Genomic DNA, 15523 nt, shown 5'->3' on the forward strand with positions numbered 1-15523 from the left:
TATGGCTGACATGCTGCAAGTGGCCCGTAGAGAAATTAAAATGGGATTTCGCAATCCTTGGGCTTATTCTTTTTTGGGCCTATTCTGTACATTTAGTTTAGGCCTTTTGCTAATTAATTCACAAAATGTGGTCGAAGGGTATACAGCTGTCACGGGTTCCATGTTAAGTCTTATTCTTTATCTTTTGCCTCTAATGACCTTGTTTTTAGGTTCCTTCTCTTTAACTTCGGAAAAGGAGGAGGGTAGCTGGCAACTGCTGTCTACTTACCCAATTGGAACGTTCTCTTTTATTCTGGGCAAGTATATGGGACTGGCCTCTGTGCTGCTCATCATTGTGGCTTTTGGTTATGGGTTGATGGGGATGATGTCTGGATTGATGGGCATGGCCTTCGATTCCAGTACGTACTTTCTTTTTCTGGCTTTTTCAGCCGGTCTGGTTATATTATTCTTGACGATTGCTTTATTGATTGGTTCATTGTCCGGTAACCGCTGGCAAGCCCTGACAGTGTCCGTCGCAGTATGGTTCTTCTTCGTCATTGGCTGGCCGACTTTTCTGATAGCTGGTTTAGGTTTACTACCTTATCTCTGGATAAAGCCTCTGCTCGTGGCACTCACCATTCTGAATCCTGCGGAGCTAGTACGTTTATTCGTTGTGATAAAGCTAGGTGGAGGCTCAGTACTGGGACCTGAGTACTACCAGTGGGTAGAGTGGATTAGAGGATCTAACGGTACTTTGTTGTTTGTGGGAGTATGCCTGATTTGGATACTAACCTCGATTCTATTCGTTTATTGGATTTGGGAAAGGGGGCGTTCCCGTGGATAATTTATTTGTAAATGTGAAGGGAATCTCTAAGATTATAAAAAAGAAAACATTAGTAGAGGAAATCAGTTTTCAAATTCCTCGTGGAAGTATATTAGCGCTATGTGGCGGAAACGGGGCAGGAAAAAGCACAGTTCTGCGGATGATTGCAGGTATTCTTCAGCCAACAGCAGGTGAAATTTCCGTAAATGGTCTTCGCTGGAGTGATTCACGCAAACAATTCTCGACGCAGATCGGATATATGCCTGATGATTATCAGTTTACACATGGTCTGTCTGCTGCAGAGATTCTAACTTTTTGGGCAGCGCTTCGTAAAGTTCCTAAACGGAAAGCAAGAGTCGAAGAAATACTCGTCTTAGTAGGACTAGAGGACAAACGTAATCTTCTGGTAAACACTTTCTCCAAAGGAATGCGTCAGCGTATCTTGTTCGGTCAAGCGTTGATAGCCAAACCGCCATTGTTGATTATGGATGAGCCTACCAACGGTCTCGACCCTTTCTGGATGAATGAATTCGTTAATCTGCTACAAGGCATAAAGGCAGAAGGATATACGGTGGTGTTCTCAACTCATCAACTGGAAATAGCAGATAAGGTAGCCGATCAAATTGTTTTTCTCAACCATGGAAAATGTGTTGGTTCAGGTCCGACTGAAGGTTTTCAATCAGAATTCGGTTCTTTATACGCAGCCTTTAATCATAGTCTGGGTCTGAGATGAGGATAAACCGAATCATTGCCTTGCTAGTCGTTGTCGGGGCTATTTGGGCCGTCGTATGGGCATTTATAGATAATGAAAACAAGGTTCCATCTGAAAGGATTCAAGTGAGGGCTGCCGCTCCTGACTTTGAAGCTACTACACTTACCGGCGAAAAAATTACCTTGAAGGATTACAAGGGGAAAAGAGTGCTGCTTAATTTCTGGGCCTCATGGTGCAAGCCTTGCATGCAGGAAATGCCTCTGCTGAATGATATTCACATGTCTTCGGGGGATCAGGTTGAAACGTTGTTTATTAATGTTGGAGAATCTAAAGGGACGGTATCAGAATATCTGAAAGAACACCAGTTTTCGTTTCCTGTCACTATTGATGTTACCGGAAAAATCTCTATCGCCTTTGGAATTACTGCGCTTCCTTCAACCTTCATTATTAATGAAGATGGAGAGATTGCAAAGATTAGGCTGGGCGAAATCGAAGATTACACGTTGCTGCAGCAATGGCTGGAGGATGCGAAAAACAGAAAATGAAGAGGTTGCTCCAAAGTTATAAAAGATGGCTGTTGAAGCCATCTTTTAATGACATCAATAGTAGCTTTGCAAAGAATCAAATCATCGAGTTATCGATCCTTTTGATTGAGAATTATTATCACTTGTTGTATATTAAGAACGATACATATAATTGAGTATGGAGGATATATAATGCAAATCTATTGGACTAAAATAAATAAGATTATTGAAGAAACACCTGAAGTTAAAACGTACCTGCTAGACTGTCCGAAAGACTTTACATGGGAAGAAGGTTCCCACACCCACTTCGCACTGGAAGGTTTTAATGCCGGAGATAAACCAAATCGTGGCCTGATTCGCCATATGTCAATCTCTACTTTACCACACGAAAAATCAATCGGTATCACAACACGAATCAGAGAGCAGTGCTCTGAGTTTAAAACGATTTTAAGAACTCTTAAAGTCGGCAATGAAGTTGCAATATTCAAAACTCATTCGAATCTACCGCTTAAAAGAGAAGACAAAAATGTTTACCTGCTGTCATCAGGTGTCGGACTGGCAACTTTCAGACCTCTTGTTCTTGATTATTTCGAACGTGCTGACAATGTCAATCAAATTCATTCCCTGAACATAGATTCATCAAAAAATTTCTTATTCACTAATATTTTCGAATCCATTCCTGACAAGAAGTTCACATCACAGTTCGTCGATAATCGTAAAGACTACTATGAAGAAGTGGAAAATCTTGCTACAGACAAGGATGGACTTTTCTATGTTGTCGGTAGTGACGAATTTCTCGTTCAGAACATTGAAGTACTGCGTGAGCAGGGCATCAAGCCGGATCAGATTATGCTCGACAAGCGTGAACAACAACTACCTGAGTTTTTATCATTTGATTTGTAATTTTAAGTAAGTGTTTCGATCAGATGACTATGAAAATAGTCTTATTGGAAATGGGAATATTACAACTTCAATTGATTCAACTTACACATTCAATGATATTAATAAAAAGAATAAATTAATAACTCAGTACTGACCTTTCTTAATGAAGGTCAGTTTTTTTAGTAAAGATAAATTTCCGATTACTTGTTATTACTGTCAGAGGATAAAAACTCGCATCCTTAGCCGTTTTGTTCGGGATCGGCAGACTGTTAAACTCCCATGAAAATTAACTTTGCAATCACAGTAAAAGACAACAGTAAATAGTACGCAACACATTTCACGATGAACCGAATTACCATATGTAGTCGCGGTTCTTATTTTAAATAAACAGACATTCGAAAAATCGTAGAGAGAAGAACTTTATTTAAGTTGATTAATGAAATAATCATAAGATGTAAAACCACAGTTTTTTTATGCCACGCAATAGCTGTATATGGATGTAAAGACCGACATATAGACTGTAGAAGGAGCTGGATGAAGTTACGAACTAACTATTACTGTCAGGAGACAAGAACATAGTCCTATAAGAACCCGAGCCCCGAGCGGTTTTTGTATTTAAGGGATCAAGTTCTTGTCCTTTACTCCAGACAAGAACTTGATCCCTTAGTCGTTAATGGACAGGAACATGGCCCTATTACCGATTTGATATTCATCAAATAAGATTGGAATTAATTAACTATTTCCTCAAGGACAAGTATATAGTCGCATTGACGATTAAATGAATATCTAATGAAAGGTTAAATACTTAACGTTGGGGCAACTTTTACTCCTTGGTTTCTTTGTCCTTGCCGCCAATATTAAATCCTAACTTTCCATTATATTTGCCTACCTGTCCGGCAACTCCTAAGCCTGCTCCTTGACCGCCGCCGAGTTGTGCCTTGGCCTGGGCGCCGAGACCATTTTCGCCACCAAGCTGCAAATGGGTTTGCAGTCCCGCGCCTTGAGTGAACCCCAAGTGTCCTTCTGTATCAGCACTCATACCGTACTCTCCTCCGACCTGCGCCCCCGTATGAAAACCTGCCTCTTGACCGCCACCTATTTGGGTTTTTGCCTGAGCCGCAATCCCGTACTTGCCGAAGGCCTGGGCTTCGGCATTGAGCCCTAGACCCTGGCTGCTGTCCAGATGAGTATTGCCTTGCGCATGGATTCCATATGAAGGAGTGCCCATATGGCCGCCCGCATACATACCCATGCTACCTAAGGCTAAATTCCCGCCAGCATTTAAGCCAATGCCGTGTTTACCGCCTACTTCTCCTCCGGTATTTAGCTTAATCCCCTGACCGCTGCATACATTTTCGTTCATATAACCTTTTAAAAGTTCTTTTTTGGTGTTTTCGCTGTCTGAGGGTTGATCTGCCAGACTGCTTTCTGAACGGAAGAGATGGTAGTAATGAGAGTAAGGGAAAGGATCGTAACGGGTAAAGTAAGGGTGTACGGATGGATTAGCCTGGCTGTTTGGATATTCGTTCCCAAAGGTCATCTGGGATACCTCCATTATTCAATTTATTACAACAGCCTATTCATGGATGAGTTGAAGTGACACCCTTCCTAAATAAACCGTATGGATTCAAGGTTCGCAGCCGATGCACAAATGAGCCGGGCGAAGTATCACTATTTTTAACGGGGAAATCTACAATTACCGTGAGCTGCGTAAATCGGTGCCGGCGGCGTGGCCAGCTGCTGTGCACAGCATACCTGGTTGCTTCGGACACATAGGTGGGTGGAACGACCGAAGTCAGTGACCCATCTCGTTAATTTTGTAAGAAAACATGGTTATTGATCAAGTCATTTATATGGGTGGATTTTAAATGCCGGAAAAAGTGGGGGAATCGGCAAAGGGAAACCAGATGGTGCGATGGGAGTCGGTGGCTGCTCGCCGGCCGCAGCCGGGGAAAGGGTCGACCTACCTCTTTGGCCTGAGCGGCTGCGGTATCAGACGTTCCGGACGACGGCGGTAGTCGCAGCATCGGTGAATTCCCATCCGGTTGCTGCAGCCACCAGGGTAGCACGTACCGGGAGTAACGGAAGAAAGTCGGGCGTAGCCGGTGCGAGGTAACAGGGAAGGGCGGTGGGTGGCGACCGCCGCCAAAGGGGCCGGCCAGATGGTCCTTTTTTTTATCATCGGCTAACCGCGGGGACTTGGTGGTCGTTACCAGACGTTTCATACGACGACGGCTGCCGCCATCCCGGTCGGGCGTACCGGTAAGTCTTAATATTCTTTTCGCATCGCTTTTTCCCAACTAAGTTGGAAGTGTTCCATAAATTTGAAGCGATTTTTTTTTGAAATCGGTATAGCGTAGCGTTTTTTTTGATGTTTCACAATGGAAAATTTCTTAGCAGAGGAGCTGCTCTCCTCCAGCATAAGAACCGTTTTTGGCTCAAATAGAAAAGGATAAAGTCGGGGTTCGGCTGCTGTTAATTCAAGGAACTGATGCATGGCATCAAGCATAAACAGAGTACGAAGCCGTTGAGTCTCTATAAATGGTGTAGAAAGGAATTGCGACGAACTCTTCTAATGGAAAGCACAGTGCGAGGAGTGGAAATTGTTTCCATTTGGGTGTTCAGGACTCCCTTTTTGGAATACCTAGACGGTGCCGGTCTTCCTCGGAGTTAGGGCTTGATTGAAGACGTAAGTAATTCATTGGGGGTTAAATTTGAAGACGGTCAAGCTCAGCGATCGCTACATGGATACGAAGCGCGTACTCATAACTCCCTAAGACAAATTGTCTTTGGGGAAGGATAGCAGCCCAGCCTTGGTGCATCTATAAGACAAGGTGCACGAGCTGTAGAATCCGTTGTGCAGTTGGCCACTCAGTTCGCCGGTGAAGCAGGTCCAATAGATATAGATTGTTCATCGTCTACCAGCAGCTGATGAAGAACAGGCCCGACCGAAGTTAGTTCTCCAAATGGGCCTGTTGTACGGATTATTCAAAAAATTATGAACTACTTAATTACGTGAGTTCCTTTATAAAGAAGCATTTATTCAAAAAACAACTCATTAGGGTATGGCCAGAATAGGGGGGCGGCAATGGGACTAAGTTCTTGTCCACACAGGACACATGTAAGAGGACAACAACATAGTCCCATATGAGCTCGCGTCCAGCGCGGGTTTTCTGTTTTATGGGATCAAGTTCTTGTCCTTTGCTCAGGACAAGAACTTGATCCCATTGCCGAAAATGGACAAGAACATGGTACTATTGCCGATTTGATAAATGTCTAATTAAATAAGAAATTTATAGGGCGCGTCCGATGAGACGAGGACCGAGAATGCTGCCCAGCAGTAAGCCGATGCCAAGAAAAAAGGTAATCATCGAGGAATAGACGATATAATTATCCGGACTTAGCTTATACTTCATTACAAAAATCGGAAGCGCAGCAAACACACCATTTACAATCCCAAAGAATAGTTGGCCATCCCGGTAAAATACTTCCTCCTGAAAGAGAGGAGGTGAATGGCTAACCACATTACTCGGCAGCTTCTCTTTTCGATGTAACAGTATCATAGCAATTATGGCTAAAATATTACATTTGGCAACGAATGTGTTCAAACACTTAATATTCGACATTTTCTCTTAATGACACGAACGATCTTTTGGAAATATAATACAAATCAAGATCGCATTAGAGACTTACAAAATCCAGATGTTGGTGGACATTTAATAGCATCTTCATTTAATGGATCTGGAGATTTAGATAATTTGGTTGCTATGAACGCTCAAATTAATGGATCTGGCGGGAAATGGTATCAAATGGAGGAAGTGTGGAGAAACGCGCTTCAAAATCACAAAAGTGTAAATGTTAAGATAGAACCAGTATATTCTGGAGTGTCACAAAGACCATCTTCTTTTAATGTGAAATACACTATTAACAATGGCGAACCTGAAATTGTAACTATATTAAATCAAGTTGGAGGTTAACATGTCAGTGAAAAAAACGGAAGAACTATATCAACTTATCGGAAATAAGCTAATAGGAATAATCCCTGATGAGTGGAGTAAGATTTATCTTTACGCAGAAATATTACCTGGTTCAAGAATTATCTATTTTTACTTCGAATCAACTACAAAAAAGGAGCTAATTTATAGTCATAGTATCCCTAAAGTTTATGGAGTAGATGAACTTATATATGATCGGTTATGTAGGGAGTTACAAGAATATTTCGTTGAATTAAATGAGGGTTCTAGAAGCACACTTGATCAAGCTTGGACAAATCTGACGATGTATTTGGATTCTTCAGGTAAGTTTAATATCGATTATAATTATGATGAGGTTGTTTTCAATCCTTCTAAACAACGAACGATCTGGAAATATAAAGTTCTAGGATTACTTCCTACAGATGCATTTCACCAATCGTACTTAGATGAATATCTAAAACAAAAGATTGATTAATTCTCTTGCGGTGTCCCGAAAGCCATTATATGGTTGTTTGGGGCACCTTTCGTTATTTTTATAAGATTTATGTAAACACTAAGACCGTGCACATCCTCACAGAGACCGAATTAGGGATCCGAATACAATGCTGCTAAACAACCACTCTTCTGAGAGTTTCTCATTTATTCTGCCTCTTCAGTATGCACTAAGAAACAAGGCCTTAAAGGATTATGTAGATTCCTTTGTAAAAAAACATGACTAAACTCCAACCAAATTGCTGTAAGAACACTATTTAACGACTGTAAACAACCGTGATTAACCGGTTGTTTTTTTGCATTAGAAGGGGGGATTCGGCAAAGGAACCAAGTTCTTGTCCTACAAGGGACTATGTTCTTGTTGTAGGTGGACAAGAACATAGTCCCTTTTCCGAAATTGGACAACAACATGTTACTATTGCCGATTTGATGATTATCTAATGTATGTCTTACACCGACTTGACGCAGGCCACAGGAGTCGAATGCTCGCCTATACTCGCGTTCGGAAACAAGGAAGCGTTGTTCAGCCAAGTGCTGGAGCTGCCGACCTCGCGGGAGGTAGCCGCACACTTTCTCCTTAGTGAAGCTTAATTGAATACTCTTTACTCGTATGGCAGGGGGCTAGGTGTCCAAAAACACCTTGGCTGTCTCAGACGAGGCGAACCGATTCGACATTTCCAGATCAATGCTTACACAGACAAAGAAGCGTCACTCACTCCGGCAGCCGTGACCTCTGGACTGCTGCTGACGGCACCACTACTTATAGTGTGAAGATCCAAGCAACGGCAGGCAAGGAAGCAGGAGCTGCCATCGTCAAGTTGGATTCCACTGTAATCAGTGATCTGGTCCGCAAGGTCAAGCAAGCCGAAGCCGCCAGGGCAGAGCTGAAGCTGAATACAGGCATTGCTGCTATTACCTTTACGTCCAACGCAGTAGCTGCTATTGGAAATGCAGCAGAGGATAGCACAATCCTTGCTTCATTAAGCTTGCCGGACAAAGCCCGGAGCAAGCTTGGAGACAGACCGGTTGTAAACTTCTCTGTAACAGCCGGAAATGCTGAAATTACAGCATTCAACGGTGAAATAGTTAAGATCAGTGTACCTTATACGCCAAAAGCAAATGAAAAGTCAAAAGCCATTGTGGTGTATTATAGCGATCAGACAGGAAACCTTCAGTTGGTTAACGGGGGCTACGATGCAGCAGCCGAAAAGGTTAACTTCCAGACCTCCCATTTTTCAAATTATGCTTTAGGGTATAACGAAATCAAATTCAATGATGTTGCACCGGGCAACTGGTATTGAGGTGCCGTTGACTACTTGGCGGCGAGAGAGGTGGTAAAGGGGGTAAGCAGCTATGTGTTTGCACCTGAGGCCCAGGTGAAGCGGGCTGACTTTCTGTATAATATCATGAAGCAGTTGAACCGGCTGCCGGATGGCAGCAACGGTCAGAGCTACGACAGCTTCAAAGATGTCAGTGCGGTAGCCTGATATGCCCGGACAGCAATGAAGCAGTTTGTAGAAGCGGGAATACTCACGGGCTTGGTAAGGAGCTGAGCCCAAGGGCTGCCGCACCCGGGAAGAGGCAGCACAGATTGTATATAATTGCATTAAATAACAAGCTGAATAGCCGTCCGCCAGGAATCTGCTGGCGGACGGCTATTTGTGTGAGTAGATCAGAATAGACCCGGACGTAAAACCAATCCTTTTATGAGTATGACAATGCCGGAAACCGGACTAAGATGATTGCCCCTTTTCCATTTATGGAACGAATCAGTTAAAGAGGGTGCCCCGAAACGGGAAGCAAACCCAAAAACATAGGACAATTATTCCTGCTAAGTTATATAATATAAGAGGAAAGTAATATGCTGCTTTTGCTACCTGCGACCTATTCTTGAAATGTCTTAGCAAAATTGGTAGATGCTTTACTATTAATAATTAAGCGGGGATAAGGCTATATGAAACTAAAGAGTTGGATTTATTCGCTAATGCTAGCAATTATAGTATCGGTTGTATTCGGGGTTGGCAGTATTTATGCGGCTGCACGGAACATCACCGACATTGTCAAAGTGACCAAACCTGCTGAGATAAAAGTTGGGGAGTGGAAATCATACGAAATAGCCATCACTGACTGGACCGATGCAGACGTTACGGAACATGACTTCACTCCAATCTCTTCAGATGAGAATGTTGTCAAGGTCGTACGAAAAACGCAATGGGTTTCTGAACTTCATGCAATAAATAAAGGGAATGCTACCTTAACTGTCAATATTGGAGAAAAGTTTGAACCTTATGTATTCAATGTTCAAGTGGTGGATGATTATACAGTCATTCCTGAACCAACTAAGCCGGTAGTTATAAAGGAACCTACACACGAAGAAATTATGTTACAGGATCTTGAAGATTACATTGAGCAGTTGCAGCCATTAGGAAGCTATGAAAAGAAAGCCATAACTACGTTAAATCAAAATAGACTCCTGAACGATTCAACAAGAAAAACACTCTTTCTTACTTTAAACAATACTGTATTGCCCAATTATACTAAATTTGTATCCGGGTTGAAAAACCTCAAAGCTAATAATGTAGAGTTGAAAGAAATACATACCTACTATCTGGCAGGAGCAAAACTCCAGTTGGAAGGGTTCACTATAATGCGGGACAGCTTGAAGACGACCAAAATAAATTGGTCCAAATTCAATGCAGGTGAAAAGAAGGGGGCAGAAGGAATTAAGCAATTGAACAAATCCGAAATGCTTCTTGACAAGTATGCAATTAAATATGTCAAATAAATAAAATAATAAACAGAACCCTTAAAGTGCTTTAAGTTAAGGGTTCTGTTATTTTTTTTGAGGGGCCTGTGCCAAATATATAGACCATTAAGGCATGCCGGCAGGGAGCTGGGGCACGAATGCTTCAAGAATGTAGATTATGTCTTAAAGATAAAGTTCTTATAAATTCTCACATCAGCACAAAAGCTAACTTCAAAATGGCTTTTAAGTACCAAGAGGTTAAAGGTAAGAGCGCTGAAAGTATAAACTTTAAGATGTATTATGAGAATACAATCAACACAAGAATCACTGAATATCAATGCCCCAATCATAGCTTAAGAAAAAAGAAAGCTATTTAAAAAATGAAATCCTATGTACCAGCACGGATATCCATTGATTATCCAAAAAATTATGAACTGATTAATTACGTAAGTTCTTATATAAAGAAGCATGATTATTGAAAACTGCTCCAGTTGAGTTGTTTTTTTATGGCCAGAATAGGGGCTTTGTCGGCAAAGGGACTAAGTTCTTGTCCTACAAGGGACTAAGTTCTTGTCCACACCGGACACACCGGACACACAGACAATAAGAACCAAACAGGGCGTTTTCCAACTCATAGACATATGTACAAAATACGGGTTTTGTGATGAAGTAGTATATACATTAATGGAGTAAGCCAATTTGATCTATAAATACTGCTAATCAGCTGTCCATTAATGGTTATCGATACAACGTTCAAATGAACGTCCCTTGTATGAACATTATCTTCATCTTTTCTTTTTTATAGAGATCAATTTGTCACTAACGAGTATTAAACTTTAAAGTTATCAGAATCTCGGATTTAACTCTGTGTGGTTATATTTATATGTTTATTGTTGGTTGTTCTTTAAGTACCTCTTAAATAAAAAAGCTAATTATTACCATCAATCAACTTATATCAGTATCTTCACACATGTTCGGTCTTATAGCTTTAATTTTAAAACAATTCTTCAGCTACCCCTAATTGTCTTTCCCGTTCTTTAGTGGCAGCCTCGGCCACTAAAGAACAATTGGATAAATTCACCATTTCAACGGCATAGTCACTGCTTACCATAGTTTGTCCTCTCATATGTCCAGTTAGAACGCGCGGGACATTTATAAGATGTTGATCCAGATGTTCAACAGCAACGCTCAAAGCCCATTTGGCCAGGAACTTCTGTGGTAATTTTTCAAGTGTCTCTTCAAGTTGATTTCTTAATTCATTATTGTCTACAATCTTTATCTTAGGACTACTGTAAGTAAATCCGTTAGTTTCCTTTATTTGCTGCTCATGTTTATTCCATGCATATTCCTCAATGTTCAAGCGATCACTCCCCCATTACAGCACAGCACTCTTTAATTGCTTCAGATCTTCTTTCATAAAAAGTGTGTACCACACTGAAAAAATGTAAATTAGCCAGATTCTACGCGAATAATCACCTTTATTACTCCGATGCTGGATAAACATTTCTTCGATGATATTCATATTGAATATTTCTTCAATACCACTATAGCGTATTTGCTCAAACATTATATCTGAAATCGGGGTCTTAAGCCAATCACGAATCGGTACGGGAAATCCTAATTTGGGGCGATTCACAATTGCGTCCGGAACAATTCCTTCCATAGCTTTACGCAAAGCAAGTTTTGTTGTGTTTTTGCCAATCCGATTGGCGACTGGAATTTTACTGGCCGTTTCAAAAACCTCTTTATCTAAAAACGGGACTCTTAATTCCAATGAATGTGCCATAGAGAGCTTATCTGCTTTTGACAAAATATCGCCAGGTAACCAAAAGTTCATATCAATAAACTGCATTCTTGTCGTTGGATCAAGGTGCACTGTCTTATCATAAAAAGGCTTAACGATATCGGTCGGATGTAAAAAGCTATTTTGAGCGTGTACCGATTCGTGAAGCAAGTTCATCTTTCCGCTTTTGTTAAAGATATTAGCATTACCGAAAAAGCGTTCCTCTAAAGGTGTCAGCCCCCGAAGTAAATAATTTTTTCCATAAAAATGATAAGGATATACGGTTAAAGATTTTCGTAACGTATCCTTTATGAAGTTAGGCATCCATGTAATGGGTCTTAATGCATCCGGCTCTCTATAGATTCGGTATCCTCCGAATAATTCATCAGCGCCTTCCCCCGATAGGACAACCGTGACATGCTCTTTGGCAAGCTGATTAAGATGATAGAGCGCAATAGCGGAAGGGTCCGCGACAGGCTCATCTAGATGCCATACCGTTTTCGGTATACTCTCAAAAAAGTCTTCTGTAGATAAAATGTGAAAATAATGATCCGTCCCCAGTTTGGCTGCCGTTTGATTTGCAATGATAGTTTCATTGTTCACCCCTTCAAATCCAATCGAAAAAGTCTTTGTTGATTCTTCTGCTTTCATCATTGCAGCTATAGCTGTGGAGTCAATTCCACTGGACAAAAAACACCCTCTATTCACATCACTTTGTAAATGAAGATTTACAGACTCTTTCAATTTCCATTGAATTTCTTCCGCATAGTCTGCTAAGGATCGTTTTACCGGATGAAAATGGGGTTCCCAATATTTCTCGATCTTCATTTCACCATTCGGGTTAACAAAAATACGCTCTGCAGGGCCTAATTTATGAATATGTTCAAACATGGTATCGGGTTGCGGTACATACTGAAAAGTTAAGTAGCTAAATAAGCTTTGATACTGAAGCTTTATAGGCACTCCTTGCACGGCAAGAATGCTTTTGATTTCTGAAGCAAATAAAAGATTATTCTCATCTTTGTAATAATAAAAAGGCTTAATACCAAAATGATCTCTAGCAGCAAAAAGCGTTTGTTCCTTACGATCCCAAATCGCAAAACTAAACATTCCACGTAGATGATGAACACAGTCCTTGCCGTATTCCTCAAATAAATGCAAAATAACCTCTGTATCTGATTGTGTTTGAAAATGATGTCCCTTTAGCTTTAGCTGATCTCTTAGTGTTTTATAATTATAGATCTCACCATTAAAAACAATCCACAGGGACTGATCTTCATTCGTCATCGGCTGATTCCCATCACGTAGGTCTATAATGGACAACCTCCGAAAACCGAGTCCAATGCGAGAATCAAGCCATACTCCCTCATGATTAGGACCTCGATGATTCATTGCACCTGTCATTTGTTTTAAGGTTTCTTCTTGCGGGGGGTGTCCATTACATTTTAGTATTCCTGCTATTCCGCACATGCTATGTTAGTCCTTCCTATAATAAAGATTAAGGTTTAGAGTGCCCACAAATGCGTTGATCAGTCATTTTTTGTTGCTTATCATTCATATAAAAAAACGCCGAAGGATTCACTAAACGAATCGTTCGACACTTTCTCATTTATGCTTATTTGGTTTCATTCATGAAGCTTCTGAAATTCTGGACGATTTCTTTTGATCGGGTATGGTGTAAATAATGATCGCCTTCAAGCAGAATCATCTTCCCCTGTAAGGAATCTTTAATCTGATCTTCATGTAAAGCTTCCCAGCCCTCAACATCCGTAGTATCTTTCACTAAGAAGAAAAGTACAGGAAGATCTTTAGGAAACTTCAATGTTTCGGTAGCTTTAAAATTACTAGGGAAATGCTCTGCTTCGTTAATGATGTTTGGGTTCATCATGTTTTTAAGCGTAATCATTCTATTTTGTTCTTTCGTTTTATCATCCACATTTGGTGAGAGGATTTGGTTAGGATCGATTTTAACCAGCAATCTGAAGAATCCTGATTGTTTAAGTGATTTTAAGGCTGCAGTTGGAAGCGCCTCGCCTGCTCCTTGTGCCGGTACACTGCTGTCGATCCCCACGAATGCACTGACTTCGTTTTTGTATTTGTTCACATAGTCCAGACCATAAATTCCAGAAATAGAATGCCCCATCAGAATATAACGGTCTATTTTTAATTGTTGTAAAGCTTCATGAAGTTCACTCACTATATTATCGACCGTTCGTTCTTTTTCAGTGATATCACTTAACCCATACCCAAATGGCTCAATTACTACCACTTTGTAGAATGGAGATAGCTCGTCAACTAGCGGTTTAAAATCAATTCCTGGGGCTGCCGTTCCGAAACCTGGTAGTAACACTACCGTTTCTTCGCCTTGACCTTGAATCATGATATTCATGTTTTTTCCGTCTACAGGTATTAGCTGGCCGTAGGATTCAATTTTGCCTTTCTCTAATTTGTTGCTGACCACATTAACTGTAAATACAGTGGCTAGAAATACTACGATTAGTACGATAATAACTACTACTACTTTAAGTAACAAGAACAATGCTTTTTTCATCAGTCATCTCCCGCTCCCCATATGTTTATATCTTATCTTCTGTCCATTTCATTCTAACCATCCAGTCTTAGATCCTGTGTAACACAAGATTAATTCAGTCTTAATTCTCAACCACAACTAAAGAAATAGAATTAAGCTTCCGTTAAGATAACTTTTATAAATATGATTCCACTTTCGTCCAATTGATATCATAAAAAAACACCTTTAGATATTCGCTGATTAAGCCTTAGGGCTATTCAACGATATTCTAAAGGTGCTCATCCATTTTATTAACTATAAATTAGTTCAAAGTTTCTTTACGCGACAACCGAATCTTTTCAGGCGTAACATCATTTCCCTCAGGATCTACAATCGTCACTCCCGACAGACTGTTACGAACTTGTCCACGAATTTCACGTAGGTAATCTTCACGTAAAGCGATCTGCTCCACCCATTCACTTTTTGTCAGGCCTTCTTCACGTTCTTTCCTGGCTAGTTCATTAATACGAGTTAAACTGGTAATCATCTATGTTCCTCTTTTCTAAGTGTTGGTTAGCTTGCTAATGGATGTGCTGAGCTATGCCAGATTCAAGATAAATTATCCGCCATCTGTTTCATAAGCCTTCTTAATAATAAACGTTCTTCGGGTAAAATTCCTGTTAATAATTTATCCAGTTGCTTATTCCATATACGTTCCACAGGTTCACAAAGATTACGTCCGGCTGAAGTAAGATACACTCGGCTTACTCTGCCATCTTCAGGATCTCTTTTTCGAACAACAAACCCATGACTCTCAAGTGATTTCACCATGTTCGTAATCGTTGGCGGCTCACAATTCAGACTTTCGCTTAACTGGATCTGGGTCATTCCATCTGATCTCCATAACCGGCATAATAACTGTTCTTGGCCCACATGAAGATTAAATTCTCTAAGCAATGCTGCATAATCTCTACGCATTTCCGCAGAAATTCTGTCCAGTAGTTCTCTTATCTCATCTTCAATCACAGCTTGTTCCTCCGGACCACCTTACAAATTAATTAGCAAGCTAATTATATCATGTTTTTAAGAGGATTTCAAA

At 40.7% G+C, this 15523-nt stretch carries 15 protein-coding genes and 1 pseudogene; 9 read left to right on the top strand and 7 right to left on the bottom strand.

What is annotated here, in order from left to right:
• Position 1 precedes the first annotated feature (1 nt).
• The 4 genes from ACN6KS_RS15510 (at position 2) to ACN6KS_RS15525 (ending at position 2941) form a co-directional block, all read left to right on the top strand.
• Complete coding sequence (locus tag ACN6KS_RS15510) at positions 2-823, top strand: ABC transporter permease (RefSeq protein ID WP_440959985.1); 822 nt, start codon at positions 2-4, stop codon at positions 821-823.
• Positions 816-1535 (top strand): ABC transporter ATP-binding protein, encoded by a 720-nt coding sequence (locus tag ACN6KS_RS15515; RefSeq protein ID WP_280786281.1) that lies wholly within the window; start codon positions 816-818, stop codon positions 1533-1535. Before ACN6KS_RS15510 ends, ACN6KS_RS15515 begins: the two co-directional genes overlap by 8 nt.
• Complete coding sequence (locus ACN6KS_RS15520) at positions 1532-2059, top strand: redoxin domain-containing protein (protein WP_440959986.1); 528 nt, start codon at positions 1532-1534, stop codon at positions 2057-2059. The genes ACN6KS_RS15515 and ACN6KS_RS15520 overlap by 4 nt, the downstream gene beginning before the upstream one ends.
• Positions 2060-2230: 171 nt before the next feature.
• Positions 2231-2941 (top strand): dihydropteridine reductase, encoded by a 711-nt coding sequence (locus ACN6KS_RS15525; RefSeq protein ID WP_440959987.1) that lies wholly within the window; start codon positions 2231-2233, stop codon positions 2939-2941.
• A gap of 802 nt (positions 2942-3743) precedes the next feature.
• Here ACN6KS_RS15525 and ACN6KS_RS15530 read toward each other — a convergent pair.
• Together ACN6KS_RS15530 and ACN6KS_RS15535 are read right to left on the bottom strand one after the other, a co-directional pair.
• Entirely contained in the window at positions 3744-4460 is a 717-nt protein-coding gene (locus ACN6KS_RS15530; RefSeq protein ID WP_094877880.1) for a hypothetical protein, read from the bottom strand.
• A 1753-nt stretch (positions 4461-6213) separates the two neighbouring features.
• The gene (locus ACN6KS_RS15535) at positions 6214-6546 is read right to left on the bottom strand and encodes a hypothetical protein (RefSeq protein WP_280786285.1); all 333 of its coding nucleotides are present in this window, start codon (positions 6544-6546) and stop codon (positions 6214-6216) included.
• A 9-nt stretch (positions 6547-6555) separates the two neighbouring features.
• On the opposite strand from ACN6KS_RS15535, the gene ACN6KS_RS15540 reads away from it, so the two are divergent.
• The 5 genes and pseudogenes from ACN6KS_RS15540 to ACN6KS_RS15560 all read left to right on the top strand — a co-directional run bounded on the left by ACN6KS_RS15540 (position 6556) and on the right by ACN6KS_RS15560 (position 10171).
• Positions 6556-6897 (top strand): DNA/RNA non-specific endonuclease, encoded by a 342-nt coding sequence (locus tag ACN6KS_RS15540; RefSeq protein ID WP_440959988.1) that lies wholly within the window; start codon positions 6556-6558, stop codon positions 6895-6897.
• A 1-nt stretch (position 6898) separates the two neighbouring features.
• Entirely contained in the window at positions 6899-7369 is a 471-nt protein-coding gene (locus ACN6KS_RS15545; RefSeq protein WP_094877883.1) for an immunity protein YezG family protein, read from the top strand.
• A 784-nt stretch (positions 7370-8153) separates the two neighbouring features.
• The gene (locus ACN6KS_RS15550; protein WP_094877884.1) at positions 8154-8687 is read left to right on the top strand and encodes a hypothetical protein; all 534 of its coding nucleotides are present in this window, start codon (positions 8154-8156) and stop codon (positions 8685-8687) included.
• A 12-nt stretch (positions 8688-8699) separates the two neighbouring features.
• Positions 8700-8873 (top strand): annotated as a pseudogene (locus ACN6KS_RS15555) (S-layer homology domain-containing protein); the annotation flags it as partial.
• A gap of 467 nt (positions 8874-9340) precedes the next feature.
• Entirely contained in the window at positions 9341-10171 is an 831-nt protein-coding gene (locus ACN6KS_RS15560; protein WP_440959989.1) for a hypothetical protein, read from the top strand.
• A gap of 955 nt (positions 10172-11126) precedes the next feature.
• Here ACN6KS_RS15560 and ACN6KS_RS15565 read toward each other — a convergent pair.
• From ACN6KS_RS15565 to ACN6KS_RS15585, 5 genes are all read right to left on the bottom strand, one after another.
• Positions 11127-11492 carry a hypothetical protein gene (locus ACN6KS_RS15565; protein ID WP_440959990.1) on the bottom strand — a complete coding sequence of 122 codons (366 nt, stop codon included), beginning with the start codon at positions 11490-11492 and terminating at the stop codon, positions 11127-11129.
• 15 nt (positions 11493-11507) lie between these two features.
• Positions 11508-13385, bottom strand: coding sequence for an asparagine synthase (glutamine-hydrolyzing) (asnB, locus tag ACN6KS_RS15570; protein ID WP_440959991.1), 1878 nt, complete (start codon positions 13383-13385; stop codon positions 11508-11510).
• A gap of 145 nt (positions 13386-13530) precedes the next feature.
• Positions 13531-14466, bottom strand: coding sequence for an alpha/beta fold hydrolase (locus ACN6KS_RS15575; RefSeq protein ID WP_440959992.1), 936 nt, complete (start codon positions 14464-14466; stop codon positions 13531-13533).
• Positions 14467-14746: 280 nt separating this feature from the next.
• Entirely contained in the window at positions 14747-14971 is a 225-nt protein-coding gene (locus ACN6KS_RS15580) for a DUF896 domain-containing protein (RefSeq protein ID WP_042188496.1), read from the bottom strand.
• Between the two features lie 62 nt (positions 14972-15033).
• Entirely contained in the window at positions 15034-15450 is a 417-nt protein-coding gene (locus tag ACN6KS_RS15585; RefSeq protein ID WP_256989724.1) for a MarR family winged helix-turn-helix transcriptional regulator, read from the bottom strand.
• Between the last annotated feature and the right edge of the window lie 73 nt (positions 15451-15523).

The sequence above is a fragment of the Paenibacillus nitricinens genome (genome assembly GCF_052056485.1).
Lineage (GTDB): Bacteria > Bacillota > Bacilli > Paenibacillales > Paenibacillaceae > Paenibacillus_AQ > Paenibacillus_AQ nitricinens.

Coding starts and splice junctions, on each gene's coding strand:
- ACN6KS_RS15510 (WP_440959985.1), top strand. CDS start 2: ATGGCTGACATGCTGCAAGTGGCCCGTAGAGAAATTAAAATGGGATTT.
- ACN6KS_RS15520 (WP_440959986.1), top strand. CDS start 1,532: ATGAGGATAAACCGAATCATTGCCTTGCTAGTCGTTGTCGGGGCTATT.
- ACN6KS_RS15525 (WP_440959987.1), top strand. CDS start 2,231: ATGCAAATCTATTGGACTAAAATAAATAAGATTATTGAAGAAACACCT.
- ACN6KS_RS15530 (WP_094877880.1), bottom strand. CDS start 4,460: ATGACCTTTGGGAACGAATATCCAAACAGCCAGGCTAATCCATCCGTA.
- ACN6KS_RS15535 (WP_280786285.1), bottom strand. CDS start 6,546: ATGTCGAATATTAAGTGTTTGAACACATTCGTTGCCAAATGTAATATT.
- ACN6KS_RS15540 (WP_440959988.1), top strand. CDS start 6,556: ATGACACGAACGATCTTTTGGAAATATAATACAAATCAAGATCGCATT.
- ACN6KS_RS15545 (WP_094877883.1), top strand. CDS start 6,899: ATGTCAGTGAAAAAAACGGAAGAACTATATCAACTTATCGGAAATAAG.
- ACN6KS_RS15560 (WP_440959989.1), top strand. CDS start 9,341: ATGAAACTAAAGAGTTGGATTTATTCGCTAATGCTAGCAATTATAGTA.
- asnB (WP_440959991.1), bottom strand. CDS start 13,385: ATGTGCGGAATAGCAGGAATACTAAAATGTAATGGACACCCCCCGCAA.
- ACN6KS_RS15575 (WP_440959992.1), bottom strand. CDS start 14,466: ATGAAAAAAGCATTGTTCTTGTTACTTAAAGTAGTAGTAGTTATTATC.
- ACN6KS_RS15580 (WP_042188496.1), bottom strand. CDS start 14,971: ATGATTACCAGTTTAACTCGTATTAATGAACTAGCCAGGAAAGAACGT.